Origin of the sequence: Pseudomonas sp. PA-5-4B (assembly GCF_021606215.1) — a bacterium.
Classification (GTDB): domain Bacteria; phylum Pseudomonadota; class Gammaproteobacteria; order Pseudomonadales; family Pseudomonadaceae; genus Aquipseudomonas; species Aquipseudomonas edaphica.
Map to the genome: position 1 here is coordinate 36,745 of NZ_WKDB01000019.1, position 19,815 is coordinate 56,559.

Annotated in this window: 13 protein-coding genes and 2 tRNA genes; 9 read left to right on the plus strand and 6 right to left on the minus strand. The window is 60.7% G+C overall.

Translation table 11 applies throughout. From position 1 onward, the window contains the following. Window positions 1-6 precede the first annotated feature (6 nt). Both GIW28_RS11755 and GIW28_RS11760 read left to right on the plus strand, forming a co-directional pair. Window positions 7-1,722: a proline--tRNA ligase gene (locus tag GIW28_RS11755; protein WP_017139743.1), complete on the plus strand. Its 1,716-nt coding sequence runs from the start codon at window positions 7-9 to the stop codon at window positions 1,720-1,722. Window positions 1,723-1,742: 20 nt separating this feature from the next. Next, window positions 1,743-2,696, plus strand: coding sequence for a hypothetical protein (locus GIW28_RS11760; protein WP_236446494.1), 954 nt, complete (start codon window positions 1,743-1,745; stop codon window positions 2,694-2,696). A 132-nt stretch (window positions 2,697-2,828) separates the two neighbouring features. Here the strand turns inward: GIW28_RS11760 and dinB are convergent, their stop codons facing one another. Beyond that, window positions 2,829-3,887: a DNA polymerase IV gene (gene dinB, locus GIW28_RS11765; RefSeq protein WP_017139741.1), complete on the minus strand. Its 1,059-nt coding sequence runs from the start codon at window positions 3,885-3,887 to the stop codon at window positions 2,829-2,831. A gap of 280 nt (window positions 3,888-4,167) precedes the next feature. On the opposite strand from dinB, the gene GIW28_RS11770 reads away from it, so the two are divergent. The 4 genes from GIW28_RS11770 to GIW28_RS11785 all read left to right on the plus strand — a co-directional run bounded on the left by GIW28_RS11770 (window position 4,168) and on the right by GIW28_RS11785 (window position 8,736). Next, a tRNA-Met gene (locus GIW28_RS11770) sits at window positions 4,168-4,244 on the plus strand. A gap of 207 nt (window positions 4,245-4,451) precedes the next feature. Continuing rightward, window positions 4,452-4,528 (plus strand) — tRNA-Met (locus GIW28_RS11775). Between the two features lie 279 nt (window positions 4,529-4,807). After that, complete coding sequence (gene mprF / locus GIW28_RS11780; protein WP_017139740.1) at window positions 4,808-7,450, plus strand: bifunctional lysylphosphatidylglycerol flippase/synthetase MprF; 2,643 nt, start codon at window positions 4,808-4,810, stop codon at window positions 7,448-7,450. Further along, entirely contained in the window at window positions 7,450-8,736 is a 1,287-nt protein-coding gene (locus GIW28_RS11785; protein ID WP_236445951.1) for a virulence factor family protein, read from the plus strand. The genes mprF and GIW28_RS11785 overlap by 1 nt, the downstream gene beginning before the upstream one ends. A 163-nt stretch (window positions 8,737-8,899) precedes the next feature. Here the strand turns inward: GIW28_RS11785 and recJ are convergent, their stop codons facing one another. Then, the gene (gene recJ, locus GIW28_RS11790; RefSeq protein WP_138449273.1) at window positions 8,900-10,609 is read right to left on the minus strand and encodes a single-stranded-DNA-specific exonuclease RecJ; all 1,710 of its coding nucleotides are present in this window, start codon (window positions 10,607-10,609) and stop codon (window positions 8,900-8,902) included. Window positions 10,610-10,735: 126 nt separating this feature from the next. Continuing rightward, window positions 10,736-11,278 (minus strand): YaeQ family protein, encoded by a 543-nt coding sequence (locus GIW28_RS11795; protein WP_236445952.1) that lies wholly within the window; start codon window positions 11,276-11,278, stop codon window positions 10,736-10,738. Window positions 11,279-11,426: 148 nt separating this feature from the next. On the opposite strand from GIW28_RS11795, the gene GIW28_RS11800 reads away from it, so the two are divergent. Both GIW28_RS11800 and GIW28_RS11805 read left to right on the plus strand, forming a co-directional pair. Continuing rightward, on the plus strand, window positions 11,427-12,626 hold the full coding sequence (locus tag GIW28_RS11800; protein WP_169985191.1) for a CaiB/BaiF CoA transferase family protein: 1,200 nt from the start codon (window positions 11,427-11,429) through the stop codon (window positions 12,624-12,626). Continuing rightward, window positions 12,626-13,498 carry a TIGR02285 family protein gene (locus tag GIW28_RS11805; RefSeq protein ID WP_169985194.1) on the plus strand — a complete coding sequence of 291 codons (873 nt, stop codon included), beginning with the start codon at window positions 12,626-12,628 and terminating at the stop codon, window positions 13,496-13,498. Before GIW28_RS11800 ends, GIW28_RS11805 begins: the two co-directional genes overlap by 1 nt. A gap of 196 nt (window positions 13,499-13,694) precedes the next feature. Here GIW28_RS11805 and GIW28_RS11810 read toward each other — a convergent pair whose 3' ends face one another. Next, window positions 13,695-13,979 carry a DUF3509 domain-containing protein gene (locus GIW28_RS11810; RefSeq protein ID WP_026013896.1) on the minus strand — a complete coding sequence of 95 codons (285 nt, stop codon included), beginning with the start codon at window positions 13,977-13,979 and terminating at the stop codon, window positions 13,695-13,697. Window positions 13,980-14,186: 207 nt separating this feature from the next. Between GIW28_RS11810 and GIW28_RS11815 the strand changes: the two genes are divergently transcribed. Further along, window positions 14,187-14,849: a response regulator transcription factor gene (locus GIW28_RS11815; protein WP_017139733.1), complete on the plus strand. Its 663-nt coding sequence runs from the start codon at window positions 14,187-14,189 to the stop codon at window positions 14,847-14,849. Here GIW28_RS11815 and GIW28_RS11820 read toward each other — a convergent pair. Together GIW28_RS11820 and GIW28_RS11825 are read right to left on the minus strand one after the other, a co-directional pair. Further along, entirely contained in the window at window positions 14,818-16,062 is a 1,245-nt protein-coding gene (locus GIW28_RS11820; RefSeq protein WP_236445953.1) for an EAL domain-containing response regulator, read from the minus strand. The genes GIW28_RS11815 and GIW28_RS11820 overlap by 32 nt on opposite strands. 73 nt (window positions 16,063-16,135) lie before the next feature. Beyond that, a complete protein-coding gene (locus GIW28_RS11825; RefSeq protein WP_236445954.1) occupies window positions 16,136-19,720 on the minus strand; it encodes a transporter substrate-binding domain-containing protein in 3,585 nt (1,194 codons plus the stop codon). Between the last annotated feature and the right edge of the window lie 95 nt (window positions 19,721-19,815).

Here is a 19,815-nt window from a genome sequence, read left to right on the forward strand (position 1 = left end):
CCTACCATGCGTACCAGTCAATATTTGCTCGCCACACAGAAAGAAACGCCTTCCGACGCGGTTGTGATCAGCCATCAGCTGATGCTGCGCGCCGGCATGATCCGCAAACTGGCCTCCGGCCTGTACACCTGGCTGCCCATGGGCTTGAAGGTGATGCGCAAGGTCGAAGCCATCGTTCGCGAAGAAATGAACGCCGCCGGCTCTCTGGAAGTGTTGATGCCGAGCACGCAACCGGCTGAGCTGTGGCAGGAATCCGGGCGCTGGGAAGAGTACGGCCCTGAGTTGCTGCGCTTCAAGGATCGTCATGGCCGCGATTTCTGCGCCGGCCCGACCCATGAAGAAGTGATCACTGACCTGATGCGCAACGAGTTGAGCAGCTACAAGCAGCTGCCGTTGAACCTGTATCAGATCCAGACCAAGTTCCGTGACGAAATTCGCCCACGCTTCGGTTTGATGCGCGGCCGCGAATTCATCATGAAGGATGCCTACTCGTTCCACGCCGACCAGGCGTCCCTGCAGGCCACCTACGACCGCATGCACACCGCCTACTGCAACGTGTTCACGCGCCTGGGCCTGAAGTTCCGTCCGGTTGAAGCGGACAACGGCTCCATCGGCGGCGCCGGCTCCCACGAGTTCCACGTGCTGGCCGAGTCCGGCGAAGACGATATCGTGTTCAGCAACGGTTCCGACTACGCGGCGAACATCGAGAAAGCCGAAGCCGTGCCACGGGAAACGTCCCGCGCCGCACCGGCTGAAGAACTGCGCCTGGTGGACACGCCAGAGACCAAGACCATCGCGGCCCTGGTGGAAAAATTCAATCTGCCGATTGAAAAGACCATCAAGACCCTGATCGTGCGCGCCGAAGAAGAAGGCAAGCTGATCGCCCTGGTGATCCGTGGCGACCACGAACTCAACGAAATCAAGGCTGCCCAGCAACCTGGCGTGGCCAGCCCGCTGGTCATGGCCACCGATGCCGAACTGCGCGACGCCATTGGCGCAGGTGCTGGTTCGCTGGGCCCGCTGAACCTGCCGTTGCCGATCATCATCGACCGTTCGGTCGAGCTGATGAGCGACTTCGGTATCGGCGCCAACATCGATGACAAGCACTACTTCGGCGTGAACTGGGAGCGTGACTTGCCGGTTCCGACCGTGGCCGACCTGCGTAACGTGGTGGCCGGTGACCCAAGCCCGGATGGCAAGGGCACCCTGGAAATCAAGCGCGGCATCGAAGTCGGGCACATCTTCCAGCTGGGCAACAAGTACAGCAAGGCGATGAAGTGCGAAGTGCTGGGCGAGAACGGCAAGCCGATCACCCTGGACATGGGCTGCTACGGCATTGGCGTATCACGCGTGGTTGCCGCTGCCATCGAGCAGAACAACGACGAGAAAGGCATCATCTGGAGCGACGCCCTGGCACCGTTCCAGATCGCCCTGGTACCGCTGCGCTACGACAACGAGCAAGTACGCGAAGCCACCGACAAACTGTATGCCGAACTGACGGCTGCCGGTTTTGAAGTGCTGCTCGATGACCGGGACAAGAAAACCAGCCCGGGCATCAAGTTCGCCGACATGGAACTGATTGGCATCCCGCACCGTATCGTGGTCAGTGACCGCGGCCTGGCGGATGGCAATCTGGAATACAAGAGCCGGACCGAAGCCGAAGCCCAACCGTTGCCGGTGGCTGACGTGCTGTCTTTCCTTCAGGCGCGTATTCGTCGCTGAAAACCAGATCAAGAGAAGTCATGTTCAAGCGAAACACCAGAGCCCTGGGGGGCGCCGCCTTGTGCGGCGCCCTGCTGGTCAGCGGCTGCGCCAATCAAATGTCGCAACGCAGCGAGCACGAGGAGCGGGTCGAGCGAAAGTTGCTCGATCACAGCCTGCAAATCGATGTAGGCGAACCCAAAGTGCTGGAACTGCCGCAACGCCGGGTTCGCATTCACGAGCAGAAGACCTTTGAGGTCACCGAGTTCGAAGTCACCCGCCGTTACGATCGCTACACCCCCTACCAGCCCTGGCGCAAACTCTATGAGATGCCTTTGGGTGCTGTTGCACTGGTAGCGGGCGCGGGCGCCAACGTGGTGAATGTCTTCGCCCTCGGCAACCTGCCCACCAGCATGACGCGCGACTGGCTGAGCTACGGCGTGGACGGCATCAACCCGTTCATGAACGTGCAATCCCACGGCCGTGCGCAACAGAACCTGGCGGGTATCGATGAAGTGCAGCGCGACAAGCGCACGGAGTATTCGAGCCTTCCCTGGAGCGAGCGCCCGGTGCAAGTTACCGCCGGCAAGCAGACCCATGAGCTGACCACCGACCGCGATGGCGTACTGCGCCTGAACCTGTTGGACAGCCCATTTGCCGAGCAGGACCTGAACCGCGTCAGCACCTTGAAGATCAGCGTGGAAGATGGCCAGGACGATGTGCATTCCGACTCGACCCTGGCGATCAGCAACACCCTGCGCGGCAAGTTGCTCGAAGCCCATGGCCTGATCTACGACGACTTGGAAGATGACGAAGTGAACCAATGGGTGCACCGGGTCAAGCGCCTGTCGGAGCTGGGCCTGGAGGAAGAAGCCAGCGAGCTGGAACAAAGCCTGATCGAATTGACGCGCAATGATCCGGAGTTGCAGCAGGAGTTTCTGCAGGCGCTGACCAAGGATGCGGGAAGACTCGTCGCAGATCCTGGGGCACGCTGAGACTTCAGGCTGGATAAAAATCAAAATGTGGGAGCTGGCTTGCCTGCGATAGCGGTGTATTAGTCACAACATCAGTGACTGACACTGCGCTATCGCAGGCAAGCCAGCTCCCACATTTTTTTGATCCGGTTTCTACCAGGGAAATTGAAGCTGCTCGTTACCGCTGCTCAGGTCCAGCAACCGCACCCCAATCCCCAACAACCGCACCGGCTTCCCGCCCCGGTTAAACGCCTGGGTCAACAGCTGTTGATAACTCTCCAGATCCCGCCCTGCCCCGGCCTGCTCCAGCGTCGTCTGGGTAAAGTCATGAAACTTCACCTTAACGAACGGCTTGCCCGCGCGGTAGCTACTGTCTATACGCGCCATGCGCCCTGCCAGGGTTTCCATCAGCTCAGGCAGTTTCGCCAGGCAACTTGAGAGATCCGGCAGGTCCACGTCGTAGGTATTTTCCACGCTGATCGATTGTCGGCGGCTGTCGTTCTGCACCACACGGTCATCAATCCCACGAGCCAGGCCCCAGAGCCGCTCGCCAAAACTGCCGAATTCACGCACCAGCGCCAGCTTGTTCCACTCGCGCAGTTGCAGGCAGTCTTCGATGCCCAGGCGCGCCAGCTTGTCGGCGGTGACCTTGCCGACACCGTGCAGCTTTTTCACTGGCAACTGCGACACAAAGTCTTCGACCTGATCCGGGGTGATCACAAACAGGCCGTTGGGTTTTTTCCAGTCGCTGGCGATCTTGGCCAGAAACTTGTTCGGCGCCACGCCCGCAGACACGGTGATGTGCAACTGGTTGGAGACTCGGCGGCGGATGTCCTGGGCGATGCGCGTGGCACTGCCGCCAAAATGCGGGCAGTCGGAGACATCCAGGTAAGCTTCGTCCAGCGACAACGGCTCGATCAGGTCGGTGTAGTCGCGAAAGATCGTCTGGATTTCCTTCGACGCTTCTTTATAAGCATCCATGCGCGGTTTGACGATGGTCAGGTCCGGGCACAGCTTCAAGGCGTGACGCGATGACATGGCCGAGCGCACGCCGTATGCCCGCGCCTCATAGTTGCAGGTTGCAATCACCCCGCGCCTGTCTGCCGAGCCGCCGACCGCCAGGGGCTTTTGCGCCAGGCTCGGGTCGTCGCGCATCTCGATGGCGGCGTAGAAGCAATCACAGTCGACGTGGATGATTTTGCGCTGCGTCATATAAACAGAGGGTGTAATCCAACGGGCGGCCAGTATCGCACTCACTCCTGTATATAGCACCAGTAGTTTGAATCTGCCGTTTGAGCGGTAGTAAATTTCCCAGATGAATTTATTTTCTCAATCGAAATCTACCCACCAATAGAGCCCAAACCCTTGGCCAGACTGGCCCCGAGGCCGTTTGAAGCCCACCTTGGAGAGCTAACCGATTGAACCACAAGCGCTTTTCTTCAATTCACAGGTTGACACACCTGCGTTCCTCTGTAGAATGCCGACACACAGACGCGGGATGGAGCAGTCTGGTAGCTCGTCGGGCTCATAACCCGAAGGTCGTCGGTTCAAATCCGGCTCCCGCAACCAAACATCAAAAAAGGCTACTCGAAAGAGTGGCCTTTTTTGTGCGTGCCTGTTTTAGCCCTGTATGAAAATTGTAAGACAGAAAAAACGTTGCCCACCCTGCACTTACCGCACAAGGTGGCTGTGGAGTGACTAATTTCCACTTATTTGACCCATCAGACTATTAACGGTTGACACCTCGCCGTTGGGCTGTAGAATGCCGCCCACAGACGCGGGATGGAGCAGTCTGGTAGCTCGTCGGGCTCATAACCCGAAGGTCGTCGGTTCAAATCCGGCTCCCGCAACCAAACATCAAAAAAGGCTACTCGAAAGAGTGGCCTTTTTTGTATCCGGTGAAAAAGTTCTTCTGAAACAATGGTATGGCATCTTTCATGAAACCGTATTCGGTTTGCAGAGTCCATGTCATTGCAAGCTATGCTCAGTGCTCAAGCTCGACCCTCTACGACCAATGGCCGCTGTCGCCGCCCCCGACGATAAGCGTTAATATTTGTAATTATTTTGTCCATAGGGATTGGTAACTTGGCTGGATACCTCCATCCTGTCGCGCACAATCCACGAGGTGATTGATGCGCGCCAACTCGTCTGAACCACAAGACACCGTCACAGCGGAACAACCGATCACTCCCACCCGTTTGCGATGGCTGGATCTGTTGAGCAAATACCGTCAACCCATTGGGCTGGCCGTCACCCTGTTGCTGTTCGCTATCGCCCTGATCGCCTGCCGACACTTGCTGCTGGAACTGGACCTTTACGCGCTCCACGACTCGATCCTGGAAGTGCCCAAGCCTGCCTTGCTCGGCGCATTTGCCGCCGCGGTCGCAGGTTTCATCATTCTATTGGGCTACGAATTCTCCGGCGCACGTTATGCCGGCGTGAAGCTGCCGGCCAAGACCCTGGCCATGGGTGGCTTCACCGCCTTTGCCATCGGCAATGCCATTGGGTTGTCGATGCTTTCGGGCGGTTCAGTACGCTACCGTTTATATGCACGCCATGGCATCGGTGCCTCGGAAGTGGCGCACATGACCGTGTTTGCCAGCCTGGCCTTGGGCACCGCCCTGCCGCCGTTGGCCGCACTGGCCACCTTGAGCAACTTGCCCGCGGCCTCGACCTACCTGCATTTGTCCCAAGGTTTGCTCGGTGGCATCGCCGGCGCGGTATTGCTGCTGTCAGTCGCACTGTGCATCGGTATTTATCGCCGGCGCCTGCCGGAACAACCTTACCCGGACAACCTGCTGGTCAAGGCCGGGCGTCGCACGCTGCGCCTGCCGGGCCGCCGCCTGACCTTCCTGCAACTGATCATCACCGCGCTGGATGTGGCCGCTGCCGCCACCGTCCTTTATATGTTGCTGCCGGAAGCGCCGCCGTTCGGCCCGTTCCTGCTGGTGTATTTGCTGGCCCTGGCTGCCGGTGTACTCAGCCATGTGCCGGGTGGCGTGGGCGTGTTCGAGGCAATTCTGCTGGCCGCGTTTGCCGACAAACTCGGCGCCGCGCCATTGGCCGCCGCCCTGCTGTTGTACCGGATGATCTACGTGGTTCTGCCGCTGCTGATCGCCTGTATCTTCCTGTTGGTCAACGAAGCCCAGCGCCTGTTCCAGACCCAGCAAAGCCTGCGGGTTGCTTCGGGCCTGGCGGCGCCGGTGCTGGCCGTACTGGTTTTTTTGTCCGGCGTGGTCCTGCTGTTTTCCGGCGCCACGCCGGAAATCGACTCACGCCTGGAAAACATCGGCTTCCTGATTCCCCACCGCCTGATTGATGCCTCGCACTTCGGTGCCAGCCTGATCGGCGTGTTGTGCCTGCTGCTCGCCCAAGGCCTGCGTCGACGTTTGTCGGCGGCCTGGATGCTGACCATGGTGCTGCTGCTGACCGGCGCCCTGCTCTCGCTGCTCAAAGGCTTCGACTGGGAAGAAGCCAGCCTGATGATCATGACGGCTGTGCTGCTGGCGATCTTCCGTCGCTCGTTTTACCGCGCCAGCCGCCTGACTGAGCTGCCGTTCTCGCCGCTGTACCTGGTGGCCAGTGTCTGTGTGCTGGGCGCCTCGATCTGGCTGCTGCTGTTTGCCTATCAAGACGTGCCGTACAGCCATCAGCTATGGTGGCAGTTCACCCTGGACGCCAACGCCCCACGGGGCCTGCGTTCATTGCTGGGTGCGGCGGTGTTGCTGGTGATCGTGTCGTTGACCTGGCTGTTGCGCACTGCGCGCCCGGTCATTCACTTGCCGACACCGGATGAGCTGGAGCGCGCCACCAAGATCCTGATGGCCTCCTCGCAACCCGACGGCGGCCTGGCGCTGACCGGCGACAAGGCGTTGCTGTTCCACCCCAACGATGAAGCCTTCCTGATGTACGCCCGTCGCGGGCGCAGCCTGGTGGCCCTGTACGACCCGATCGGCCCGACTCAGCCCCGCGCGGAGATGATCTGGCAGTTCCGCGACCTGTGCGATATCCATCACGCGCGCCCAGTGTTCTATCAAGTACGCGCCGAGAACCTGCCGTACTACATGGACATTGGCCTCACCGCGATCAAGCTGGGCGAAGAAGCCCGCGTCGACCTCAAACGCTTTGACCTGGAAGCCAAGGGCAAAGAGATGAAAGACCTGCGCTACACCTGGAACCGTGGCACCCGGGACGGCCTGTCCCTGGAGATCTGCGACCCGGGCCAGGCGCCGATGGATGAGCTCAAAGTCATTTCCGATGCGTGGCTGACCGGCAAGAACGTGCGGGAAAAGGGCTTCTCCCTCGGACGTTTCAGTGACGACTACCTCAAGCACTTTCGCATCGCGATCATTCGCTTCGAAGGGCGCCCGGTAGCCTTCGCCAACCTGCTCGAGACCTACAACCATGACCTGGCCAGTCTCGACCTGATGCGTGCGCACCCGGACGCGCCGAAGCTGACCATGGAATTCATGATGGTTGGCCTGATTCAACATTATAAGAACCATGACTACGCCCGCTTCAGCCTCGGCATGGTGCCGTTGTCGGGCCTGCAACCGCGCCGTGGTGCGCCGCTGACCCAACGCCTGGGCTCGATGGTGTTCCGCCGCGGCGAGCAACTGTATAACTTCCAAGGTTTGCGCCGCTTCAAAGACAAGTTCCAGCCTGACTGGGAACCCCGTTATATGGCCGTGCCCGCAGGACTTGATCCGCTGGTGGCACTGGCCGATACCGCCGCCCTGATTGCGGGCGGCTTGACTGGATTGGTGAAACGCTGATGATTCGACGCTCCTGGCGGTATGTATTGGCCTTAGTAGTGCTGCTCGCGCTGATCGCGGCGGGTGGCTTTTGGTACTGGAACCGCCCTGCCCCGCAACCGATCCTGGAACAACTGCCCCAGGCCGACGGTTCGGTGATGACCCGTGTGACGCCTAACGGCTCGGCCAAGGCCCGCGTGGCCGTGGCTGTAATGGCCGATGAGACCTTGAGCGACAGCCAACTGATTGCCCTGAGCCAGGGCGGCTCGGCGCAAATCGTTCAAGTGATCCTGCCAAAAGATGACTGCAAGTTGCAGGAACAAGCCCTGCAAAGCGCCCTGGCCCAGCTTAAAGGCCCGGCGACGCTGGTCAGCGGCATCGGCCCTGGCGCCGCGCTCGCCTGGCGCTGGCTGGCCACACAGAACGACGACAAGGCCAACGCCATCTCCGTCGGCTTCGCCCTGGTTCAGAAAGGTTGCAAGGACCCACTGCCGAAGACCTCTGCCCATGGCAATTGGCTGGTGGCGTGGAACGATAACCCTGACGATGAAAGCGCCAGTTTCGTACGCGATACACCGCGCGCGACTACCAGCATCAGCGACTACGACATTCACTACCCACAAGTACTGAACAACGAACTGCGCAAGCAATTGGTCGGTTCGGACAACGGCGGCTTGGCGATTCCGGTGGTCGAAGTACCGGCTGGCCAAGCCAAGGACACCGTTACCTTGTTCCTCTCCGGTGATGGCGGCTGGCGTGACCTGGACCGCGATGTGGCCGGTGAAATGGCCAAGATCGGCTACCCGGTGGTCGGCATCGACACCCTGCGCTACTACTGGCAGCACAAGACCCCGGAACAAAGCGCCAAAGACCTCACCGAGCTGATGCAGCACTACCGCCAGAAGTGGGGCACCAAGCGCTTCGTACTGACCGGCTATTCGTTCGGCGCCGACGTACTGCCAGCGATCTACAACCGCATGCCGGAAAGCGAACAGCAGCGTGTCGACGCCATTATCCTGCTCGCATTCGCACGCACTGGCAGCTTTGAAATCGAAGTGGAAGGCTGGCTGGGCAATGCCGGCAAAGAGGCCGCCACTGGCCCGGAAATGGCCAAGCTGCCAGCCGATAAAGTGGTGTGCATCTACGGTGCTGAAGAAGTCAACGAGAGTGGTTGCACCGACACCACTGCCGTAGGCGAGGCTGTGAAGCTGCCGGGCGGGCATCACTTTGATGAGAACTACCCGGCGCTGGCTCAGCGTTTGGTGGATATCATTGTGAAGCATCAGGCCAAAGACAAAACTGAGTAATCCAAGGCTGCCCACAAAGCTGAACGTGGGCACCTCTGTGGGAGCTGGCTTGCCTGCGATAGCATCACCTCGGTCTGTCTGATAGACCGAGGCGTCCGCATCGCAGGCAAGCCAGCTCCCACACAAGCCCGCTCCCGCAGTTGTTTTGTGGTGTGGCTCAGACTCAGCGCGGTTCGATATGCGCAATCATCAGTTGCACAGTTTCATTGCCACGAAACTCGTTCACATCCAGCTTGTAGGCCAATTCCACCCAACGCACCGTCGGGTTCGGCCACACCTCACGGTCCACACCAAATGCAATGCCGTCGAGCTTCACTGACCCGCATTCGCTCTTGAGCACCACTTTAAGGTGCCGCTCGCCAACCACACGCTGTTCAACCAACTGAAACACACCGTGAAACAACGGCTCGGGAAAGTGCTGGCCCCATGGCCCGGCATGGCGCAGTGCGCGCGCCAACTCGAGGTGAAACTCTTCCACCGCTAACGTGCCGTCCGTCAGCAGGCGACCGGTGAGGTCTTCTTCACGCAGCTGCCGGCGCACTTCGGCATCAAAGGCTTCGGCAAACAGCGGGAAGTTTTCCTCGGGCAAGGTCAGGCCGGCGGCCATGGCATGGCCGCCGTATTTGGCGATCAGGTTAGGATGCTGGCTGGCGACCACCGCGAGGGCATCACGGATGTGAAAACCCTGCACAGAGCGCCCCGAGCCCTTGAGCAGGCCGTCACCGGCATCGGCGAAGGCGATGGTCGGGCGGAAATACCGCTCTTTCATACGCGAGGCCAGAATACCGATCACACCTTGGTGCCATTCAGGGTCGAACAGGCACAAGCCGTAAGGCATCGACTCCACCGGCAAGTCCTTGAGCTGGGCCAGGGCCTCGCGCTGCATGCCTTGTTCGATGGATTTGCGGTCCTGGTTCATGCCGTCCAACTGCGCGGCCATTTCCCGCGCCGCCGCCACGTCGCTGGTGAGCAGGCATTCGATGCCCAGGCTCATATCATCCAGGCGCCCGGCTGCATTGAGGCGTGGCCCGAGGATAAAACCGAGGTCGGTGGAGGTGATACGCGCCGCATCGCGCTTGGCCACTTCGAGAATCGCCTTGATCCCCGGCCGCGCACGCCCGGCACGAATACGCTCCAGGCCCTGATGCACCAGAATGCGGTTGTTGGCATCCAGCGGCACCACGTCAGCGACGCTGCCCAAGGCGACCAGATCAAGCAGTTCGCCAATATTTGGCTGGGGTTTGTTGTCGTACCAGCCCAGGCTGCGCAACCGCGCGCGCAGGGCCATCAGCACGTAAAAGATCACACCCACGCCGGCCAACGCCTTGCTGGGGAACTCGCAGCCGGGCTGGTTCGGGTTGACAATGGCATCCGCCGCCGGCAATTCATCACCCGGCAAGTGGTGGTCAGTGACCAATACCTGCAACCCGGCGGCCTTCGCCGCCGCCACGCCTTCAACGCTGGAGATGCCGTTATCCACGGTGATCAGCAGCTGCGGCTCGCGCTGCAGCGCCACAGCGACGATTTCCGGGGTAAGCCCGTAGCCGTATTCGAAGCGGTTGGGCACCAGGTAATCGACATGCGCCGCGCCGAGCAAACGCAGGCCCAGCGTGCCCACGGTACTGGCCGTGGCGCCATCGGCGTCGAAGTCACCGACGATGAGGATACGCTGGCGCTGCTCCAGAGCCGTCACCAGCAGGTCTACCGCCGCGTCGATGCCCTTGAGTTGCTGGTAGGGAATCAACCGCGCCAGGCTCTTGTCCAGCTCAGCCTCCGACTGCACCCCGCGTGCGGCGTAGAGACGGGTCAACAGCGGTGGCAATTCACCGAGAAACGGCAGGACAGCGGGCAACGGGCGAGGATCGATACGCATGGGGTAACGGAAGCTTCTCTTCAGATACAACGGTTAAACGACAATTGAGCAATCAACACAGATCAACGCTGGAACCTGTTTGTGTAGCCAGCTCCCACAGAAGCCAGCTTTTCACAGTTTTACTTTTTAGCCGCGTTCGCCGACCAGCCACTCCAGCTGCACTTCATGCTGGCCACGGTCGTCAGTCACGAAAATAGTGCCTTCGCTGATCATCACGTCCCACTTGATCACGCGCGGCATGTCCTTGGCCAGGGTCTCGAGGACTTCCTGCGGCACGGCGGCGATGTGGACGTTCTTGAGGTTCTTGGCCACCGGCACCACTTTGCCTTCCCATACGCGCAGGCTGCCATAGGCCAGCAGGCTGGTGCACTCGGTACGGCGTGAGCACCAGGTCAAGCGGTCGGCGTCGGGCTGGCCGACTTCAATCCAGTGCAGAACCCGATCATCCAGGCTTTTTTCCCACAGGGCTGGCTCGTCTACATCTGACAGGCCACGCCCGAACGCCAACTGCTCGTTGTACCAAAGGGCGTAGGCCAGCAGCCGCACGGTCATACGTTCTTCGGTTTCCGAAGGGTGGCGGGCGATGGTCTGCTTGACGCTCTCGTACACCGAGCGATCGAGGTCGGTGAGGTTCAGTTCAAATTTGTAGGTCGTGGACGGCTGGGCCATGAACGGGCTTCTAAAGACAGGGAAAGGTCGCCAGTCTAACCGATGGGGCAGCCATTGAACGAATACTGCGCTGCATCATGCTTATCCCTGGGCCGCTCGCCTATGTTAAAAGGCATGACACCACCGCCCCTGCTTGCTAAGGATCCTCATGTCGTTTAATGCCAAACCGCTCTCCGGCCTGAAAGTCATCGAACTGGGCACCCTGATCGCCGGACCGTTTGCCTCACGTATCTGCGCCGAATTCGGTGCCGAGGTGATCAAGGTCGAATCCCCCGATGGCGGCGACCCGCTGCGCAAGTGGCGCAAGCTGTACGAAGGCACGTCGCTGTGGTGGTTTGTGCAGGCGCGCAATAAAAAGTCGCTGACCCTGAACCTCAAGCACCCGGATGGCCTGGCGATTCTTAAACAGCTGCTGGCGGACGCCGACATCCTGATCGAAAACTTCCGCCCCGGTGTGCTGGAAAAACTCGGTTTGAGCTGGGAAACCCTGCACGCGCTGAACCCCAAGCTGGTGATGGTGCGCCTCTCCGGTTTCGGCCAGACCGGCCCGATGAAAGACCAGCCGGGCTTTGGCGCGGTGGGCGAGTCCATGGGCGGTCTGCGCTACATCACAGGCTTTGAAGATCGCCCGCCGGTGCGCACCGGGATTTCCATCGGCGACTCCATCGCGGCTCTGTGGGCGGTGATCGGCGCGCTGATGGCGTTGCGTCACCGTGAGGTCAACGGCGGGCTCGGCCAAGTGGTGGATGTAGCGCTGTACGAAGCCATCTTCGCGATGATGGAAAGCATGATCCCGGAGTTCGACGTGTTCGGGTTTATCCGCGAGCGCACCGGCAACATCATGCCCGGCATCACGCCTTCCTCGATTCATACCAGTGCTGACGGCAAGCATGTGCAGATCGGCGCCAATGGCGATGCCATCTTCAAGCGCTTCATGAGCGCCATCGGCCGCGACGATTTGGCCAATGACCCGGCCCTGGCCAGCAATGACGGGCGCGACAGCCGCCGTGACGAGCTTTACGGGGTGATTGATCGGTGGGTCAACTCGCTGCCGCTGGAGCAAGTGGTCGAGCAACTGAACAAGGCCGAAGTACCCGCCAGCCGTATCTACAGCGCCGAAGACATGCTCGGCGACCCGCAGTTTCTGGCCCGGGAAATGTTCCTCAAGGCGCAGCTGCCAGGTGGCAAGGACTTCAAGATGCCAGGCATCGTGCCCAAGCTCTCCGAGACGCCGGGCAGTTGCGAATGGGTTGGGCCGCAGTTAGGGGAGCACAACAGCACGGTGCTCAATGAGCTGGGTTACGACGCCGCCGCCATCACCCGTTTGCGTGAGGATGGCGCGATCTGATGGTTCGCCCGTACGTCCGCTTGCTCCTTGTAAGCACGCTGTTCGGCGGCTGGTCGCTCTCGGCTCAGGCCGAGGACACACTGACCTGGCTGCTGCGCGACCTGCCGCCAATGACCATCTTCGAAGGCCCGCAAAAAAACCAGGGCGCACTCGACCAACTGTTGCCGATGCTCAGGGAGCACCTGCCGGAGTATCGTCATCAAGTGATGCACGTCAACCGCGCGCGCGGCATTCAAATGTTGCGTGCTCAATCCCTGACCTGTGACCCATCGCTGCTGTGGACGCCGGAGCGCGCCCAGTACGTGGTATTTTCCGCCCAGGCATTCGTGACGGTCAGCAATGGGGTGACGATCCAGCGCAGCCACCAAGCGGCCATGGCGCCCTATATCGTCGAGGGTCAGTTTGACCTGCAAGCCTTTCTCAAATCCCATACGGCGCGCATTGGCGCCACGGCCGAACGCAGTTACGGCCCCGCCGTCGATGAACAGCTAAAGCACGCCGACCCGCACACCCTGGCCCTGCATTACGGCAATGACGCCCTTGGCAGCCTGTTGCAGATGCAGCGCCTGGGGCGGCTGGAGGCGGTGCTGGGTTACCCGCCGGAAATCCGCTATCACGCCCAGCAACAGGGAATTGCGGCCCACGACCTGCTGTTCTTTCCCATCAAGGGCTCAGCGCCTTACCAACGCACGCATATCGCTTGCTCCAACACGCCGCAAGGTCGCCAGGCCATGCAGCGAATCGATCAGGCATTGGGCGAGATTCCACTGGAGCAGGTGCAACAGTCCTACGCCTCGTGGTTAGACCCAGTGATGCGTGAACAGTATTTGTCGCACAACCCGAGTTTCTTCCTCGACTCTCCCGAGCCCTGAGCACCGAGACCTGACCCTCAGCGAGGCAAATCCCAGGCAAAAAGAAACCCCGAAGAGTGGGGAGACACTTCGGGGTTAAACGTGGCCTACAAAGACCAGTACAACAAGCCACAAACACCGGAGCACAATGTTTGCTCTTGCCGTTAAAAAATCTGACCGGGCATGGCGTAGGAAGTTTCGCCAATTAAACAATTCTTCATGCGATCACGCTGCCGCGAGTCTGTGCGGCGTTGCGCAAAGCGGCGATAACCGAGGGTTCCAGGCGCCCTTCGGCGATTTTAAGGTCGCGCAGCAGGCAATCGACCACATCCACCAGCACGCGCTTATCGGTCAATTGCGCGCGATCGACTTCCCGCTCGACGACAATAGCGCCAGCCGGGTTCTTCACGGTCACCAGGCACTCGCCCTGCACACCCGAGGTGGTCAACGTAACCTGATAAGGGCTCAGTGCTTCTTCGAGCAATAGGCTGATACTTTCCATCTCGATCACCACTCAATCATTCGAATAAAGTTCGAAAAACAAAAATGTCACCAAGGTGCTGACATTCAAGTGACCCGTGCCCGCAGCAGAAAGTTCGACCTTTTGTATCGTCGTCTGCCCGAGTCAACCGAGCATGCACGGCAAAGATGACAGAGAGAAAACAACCTCCAACAGGCTAGAATCCCTGGATTATCCTGGGAGCCTGCCTTGAAAGCCGCGTCTGAAGCGCCACTGCGCATCGTCCTCGCCGACGACCACCCGATTTTTCTGATTGGTTTGCGCGCCGTGTTGGAGCGTGACGAACGGGTACGCATCGTCGCCGAGGCCAATTCGCCCCAAGCCCTGATTGAACAGCTGAACACCTGTGCCTGTGATGTGCTGGTGACCGACTTCATGATGCCCGCCGAGCCTCAGGCCGACGGGCTGCGCCTGATAGAACAGCTGCGTCGGCACCATCCCGAACTGCCGATTGTGGTGGTGACCATGCTCAATAACGCCGGCTTGTTTCATTCCATTCTGAAACTGGGGGTCATGGGCCTGCTGAGCAAGGCCAGCTTGGCCGATGAGCTGCCGCAAGCAATTCACCACGTGCGGCAAGGGCGTCCTTATGTGGCCCACGCCATTCGCCAGGCACTGAGCCTTGCCGGCGAAGTCGGCGCTGACCACCTGCAGTCGCAGCAACAGCTGTCACCTCGGGAACTGGAGGTGATCCGCCTGTTGGCTGCCGGGTTGGCGGTGGGCGAGATCGCCGCGCAACTGCATCGCAGCAAGCAGACGGTCAGCGCGCACAAGGTCAGCGCCATGCGCAAGCTGGGCCTGGGCAACGATGCCGCGCTGTTTATCTATGTGCAGGAACACGGACTGGCATAGCCTGAAACGCGATCCATTGCTTGAGCGCCTCGACCTCCATTGGCCGCGCGATAAAACAGCCTTGCAACCAGGCCGCGCCCAATTCTCCGACGGCATGGTAATCGGCGGCGCTTTCCACCCCGGTCACCACCACGCCAATGCCCAAGTGCGCAGCCATGCTCATGGCACCCGCCACCACGGCAGCCTTGCGATCATCCTCGGCCATGCCACTGGCAAACACCGGAGGGATCTTCAGCTCAGTGAAGGGCAACGCCAGCAGGCTCTGCAGGCTGGTGCCACCGACGCCGAAATCACCAATGGACAACTTGCACCCCATCATCCGCAAGCGCAGCAGCCCGGTGAGGTGGGCACTGTCGGTTTTTAACCGTGAGGTCTCCACCAACTCCAGGGTCAGCCCATGGGCCGGCACGCCGTGCAGTTGCAGCAGGCCTTGCAGTACTTGGGGAAAGTGCGGTCGCTCCAGCATGCGCCCGGGAATATTCACCGCTACAGGCAGCAGTTGCCCGGTCTGGTCCATGACCTGGCCAGCCAGGCCCAGTGCCTGCTCCAGTACGTGCCAAGTGAAGGCCTCTTCCATGCCGGCAAACTCCAGCACCGGCAAAAAGTCGTCAGGCAACAGCAGCTCATTTTCATTAGATTGCCAACGGGCCAGGGCCTCGACCCGTTGCAGCACGCCGGCCTGGCTGACGATAGGCTGATACCAAACCCGGCCACAGCGCGCGATGCTGGCCTGGCTGACGTCCGCCGAGGGTGGCAACGGCTCGCGCTCGCTCAGGTCGAGCAGATGACGCACCCGCGCCCATGAGGTCACCGGCGGCCCCGCACGCAAGCGCGCCTGGCAGTCCATCAACACTTGCCCGACCAGCTTGGCCGACGCGGGTTTGGGCAAGCACGCCAGCACATTCAGCCCCTGTTGCCGCGCCATATTGGCCACGCCTTCGAGCACGTCCGGTTCGGCATTGCTGAGCAGGATCAGCACCTGGGCCAGGCTGCGCTCGGCCAGTTCGCGGATCAACTCCAGGCCATCGCCCTGCTCCAGGTACAGATCGCAAATGGCAATGTCCACCGGGCCGGCACTGTCCAGTGACTGGCGCGCGGCGTCGACCGTTTCGGCGGTGAGTACGTTGAACACGCCGTTGGCATTGAGCATCTGGTGCAGCGCCATCAGTTGAAACGGGTTGTCTTCAAGGATCAGCACTTTGAGGGAACGCATGGGCAACTCTGTCGGCAGCGGGCAAAGACCGGCACAGTAACCAAAAGCTGCCGGGCGCCCCATAGGACGTGTCCTAAACGTGAGCGTCCAGGTAGGGTTGCAGGTCGCGACGGAACACCATCAACGCCTGGGACAACCTTGACCACGGCGCCTCAAGTTCGCTGCCGCGCGCCTCACGTGCACAGCTCTCCAGGGCCATGCACGCCTTGGCCAGCGGCAGCGCATCGACCAGCGAGCAAATACCCTTGAGCCGATGCAACGACGCATTCAAGCGCGCCATGTCTTGCTCGACCAAGGCCATCTCCATCACTTCATGCTCACGGTCCAGGCTCCTGGCCAACTCTTGCAGCATGCTGTGCAGCACCGGCCCTTCAGCCTGGGTCATGGTGCGCAGGGTCTGGATATCAAAAGAGCGTGGCGCCGCCCGTTCTGCCAGCACCTGAGCCCAGCGCTGCAACGTGATCGGCTTGACCAACAGCTCATCCATGCCGACTTCGTTGCCACGCTGTTGTTCATCCTGCATGGCATTCGCGGTGCAACCGATCACTGCGCAACGCGGTAACTGCTCAGTGGCTTCAATCCGTCGGATCGCCTGGCTCAGCTCATAGCCGGACATGCCCGGCATCTGGCAATCGGTGACCAGCACGTCAAAGCGTTGCTGCGACCATGCCTGCAACGCGCCCTGCGCTGAATCGACGGCGACCACTTGATGGCCGAGGAACTCCAACTGCTGCACCAGTACCAGACGGTTGGCCGCCAGATCATCGACCACCAGCACCGACAGGCTGCGACCGGCAGGCGGCAATGAAGCACCGACGGGTGCCGGTACGTCGTCAGTGCTGATCCGCGCCAGGTGCAGGTCGATGCACACCACCGTACCTGCGCCCACGACACTGTTGAGGTGAATGCTACCGCCCATCAACTCCACCAACTGCTGGCAGATACTCAAACCCAGGCCGGTGCCGCCATGCTCGGCCGCGGTCGAAGCGCTCATCTGCACAAACGGCTTGAACATCCTCGCTTGCTGATCGGCCCCAATCCCCGGACCGCTGTCTTCCACGCACAGGTGCAGGTATTCGGCGCCGGCCTCATCGTGCCGGCAATCGACACTGATACGCACCCCGCCGTGCTGAGTAAACTTGAGCGCATTGCCCAAAAGGTTGTGCATCACTTGGCGCAAGCGCAGCGGGTCAAACCAGTAATAACCCTGGGCTGCCGGGTCAAACGCCAGGGTCAGGTGCAGGCCCTTTTTTTGCGCCGTGGCCTCGAACAAGCGCTGGATACCTTCGAAAAAGCCCTTCAGCTCAGTCGATTGCGGTGCCAGTTGCATATGGCCCGACTCAATCTTGGCAAGGTCCAGGCTGTCGCCCATCAACGCAATCAGCTCACGTGCCGAGCGATGGGCTACCTGCAAGGCGTCGGACACAGGCTGGCCGGCTGCCAGGCAGCGTTCCTGCTCCAGTTCGAGCAAGCCGATGATGGCGTTCATCGGTGTACGAATCTCGTGGCTCAGGGTTGAGAGAAACGCACTTTTGGCGTAGTTCGCTTCGTCGGCGGCCTGACGCGCGTCCATTAATTGATGCTCCAGGACTTTGCGCTCGTTGATGTCGATCCAGCCACCCAGCAACCCCTGCAAACGGTTCTCGGCGTCAAAGAACGGCACAGTCCATTGGTACACGTGAACGCTGCCGCCGTTGAGTTCCAGCTCCCGGTCGACAAACAGCGGTTGTTGCGTGGCCAGTTGCACCATATGGCCTGCATGCAGGCGCGCGGCGGTGAGTTCGGGCATCACCGCGCTTTCCATCAAGGTCAGGCCCTGGATCTTTTCAAGGCGAGTTGCCAATTGCTGTTCATAACTTTTGTTGCAGGTCACCAGGCGCCCGGCCAGGTCGCGCACGAATAGCGGGTTGGGCATGCCGTCGAGCAAGGCGCGCTTGAAGGCCAATTGGTCATTGAGCCGACGTTCAGCCTCCAGCCGCTGGTGGATCTGGCGCTTGAGCCGGCTGTTCCACACCAGCGACACCAGCACAAACAGGATCGCCATGGCCACCGTCCAGTAAGCCCAGGCAGGGACACGCTGCCAGGCCGGCACCGGAATCGCCACCGCGCCGATCCAGCGCAGGCGCAAGGCGCTCAGCTCGGCGACCGGCAAGGCTTCCAGCGCCTTGTTCAGAATGCTCAACAGTTCAGGCTGGTCCTTGCGCACCGACAGGCTGTTGGCCGACCACTTGCCATCGACGCTGCGGCCAATGCGCAGGCCATCCTGTGGGTAACTCTGCACTTCCACTTCTGTCTGCAGCGTGGCAGCCGCTTCGCCGCGTCTTACCCAGTCACGGGCCTGGGTGTAATCAGTGACCAAGCGCAGGTTGATCTGCGGGTACGCCTGGCGAATGTAGGGCTCAAGTACATGCCGTGCCGGCAGCACCAGCACCTTGCCGGCCAACTGATCCAGGCCGGTCAGCGGCGCCGCATCAGCAGGCTCGACAAACACCCAGCCAGAGCCACCGAAACTGTGGCTGAAGTTGAGCAGCGCCTGGCGCTCCTGATTCTCGGCCAAGGTGGTGTTCATGTCCGCCCTGCCCGTTTCCAGCCAGCTCAGGGTTTGCGCAGTGGAATGCGCCTCCTCGAAGACAAACTGTAAACCGGTCATGCGCGAAATCCGGTTGAGCAGGTCAACGTTCAAGCCCACCCAGCGGTCGTCCTTGTCTCTGAACACGTAAGGCGACATTTGCTGGGCCGCCACCACCACATGCGGGTGCTGCAACACCCACGCCCGCTCCGAGGCCGACAGCGCAATGCGCTCAACACCAAAACCGACACCCAGTCCGGTGGTCCAGCGCGCGAGAATTTCGCGCTGCACCGACTCATCGATGCTCGCCAGCGCGCTGTCCATCATGGCACCGAGCAACGGGTCGGCCTGGCGAGTGGCAAACGCGAAGCCGATCGGGGGCAAGCGACTTTCTTCTTTGATCTGCAACCTCAGGTAAGGCCGCAGCGACTTGTAGGCGCGCACGATGACTTCGTTGCCGATAAACGCATCGGCGTCGCCCTGATTGAGCGCCTCCAGCCCACTGTAGAGGTTGGGCGCAAGCATGATGTGGCTGCCGGGGTAGGCGGCATGCACGTTCTTGACGTTGGCATAGCCATCGAGCAACACCAGCTTCTTGCCCGTCAGATCGTCGCCCTGGCTATCGTCGCGACACAGTACTACTACCGACCGGTCGGGCATGTAGTCGCGGGTAAACTGCAAACCGGGTACATCACGCTCATAGCCATTGGCGCTGGTGAGAATGTCAATGGCACCGTTGCGCAACGCCTCGACCGCCTGGGCGCGTTCGGCAAAACCGAGCACCTGCATCGACACACCCAGGCGCGCACCGACCAGGCTCAGGTAATCGGCACTGATGCCCTGGTAGCGATTGCGGTCGCGGGTGATATCAATCGGCTGATAGTCATCAATGGAAATCCCCACCTTCAAGGTCCGATGGGCTGCCAGCCACTGCTGCTGCGCCGGCGCCAGCGGCAACGGCAACGGCTCCAGCGGGATAAACGCCGGCACCAGTTTGAAAGGCAGGCTGACGGCGGCCAGGCCCATTGGCACTTGGCCAAGCAAGAGCACACACGCCAAACGCACCGTCCATTGGATTACTGCATGCACCGATTGGGTTTCCTTGAGTCTTCGGGTTAAGCGCCTGCGCAAGTATGGCCCGCCAGAATGAAAAAGCCCGTCACGAAGACGGGCTTGATCTGCCG

Coding starts and splice junctions, on each gene's coding strand:
- recJ (WP_138449273.1), bottom strand. CDS start 10,609: ATGCGTATCGATCCTCGCCCGTTGCCCGCTGTCCTGCCGTTTCTCGGT.
- dinB (WP_017139741.1), bottom strand. CDS start 3,887: ATGACGCAGCGCAAAATCATCCACGTCGACTGTGATTGCTTCTACGCC.
- GIW28_RS11800 (WP_169985191.1), top strand. CDS start 11,427: ATGTCGTTTAATGCCAAACCGCTCTCCGGCCTGAAAGTCATCGAACTG.
- GIW28_RS11805 (WP_169985194.1), top strand. CDS start 12,626: ATGGTTCGCCCGTACGTCCGCTTGCTCCTTGTAAGCACGCTGTTCGGC.
- GIW28_RS11810 (WP_026013896.1), bottom strand. CDS start 13,979: ATGGAAAGTATCAGCCTATTGCTCGAAGAAGCACTGAGCCCTTATCAG.
- GIW28_RS11785 (WP_236445951.1), top strand. CDS start 7,450: ATGATTCGACGCTCCTGGCGGTATGTATTGGCCTTAGTAGTGCTGCTC.
- GIW28_RS11820 (WP_236445953.1), bottom strand. CDS start 16,062: ATGCGTTCCCTCAAAGTGCTGATCCTTGAAGACAACCCGTTTCAACTG.
- GIW28_RS11755 (WP_017139743.1), top strand. CDS start 7: ATGCGTACCAGTCAATATTTGCTCGCCACACAGAAAGAAACGCCTTCC.
- mprF (WP_017139740.1), top strand. CDS start 4,808: ATGCGCGCCAACTCGTCTGAACCACAAGACACCGTCACAGCGGAACAA.
- GIW28_RS11795 (WP_236445952.1), bottom strand. CDS start 11,278: ATGGCCCAGCCGTCCACGACCTACAAATTTGAACTGAACCTCACCGAC.
- GIW28_RS11760 (WP_236446494.1), top strand. CDS start 1,743: ATGTTCAAGCGAAACACCAGAGCCCTGGGGGGCGCCGCCTTGTGCGGC.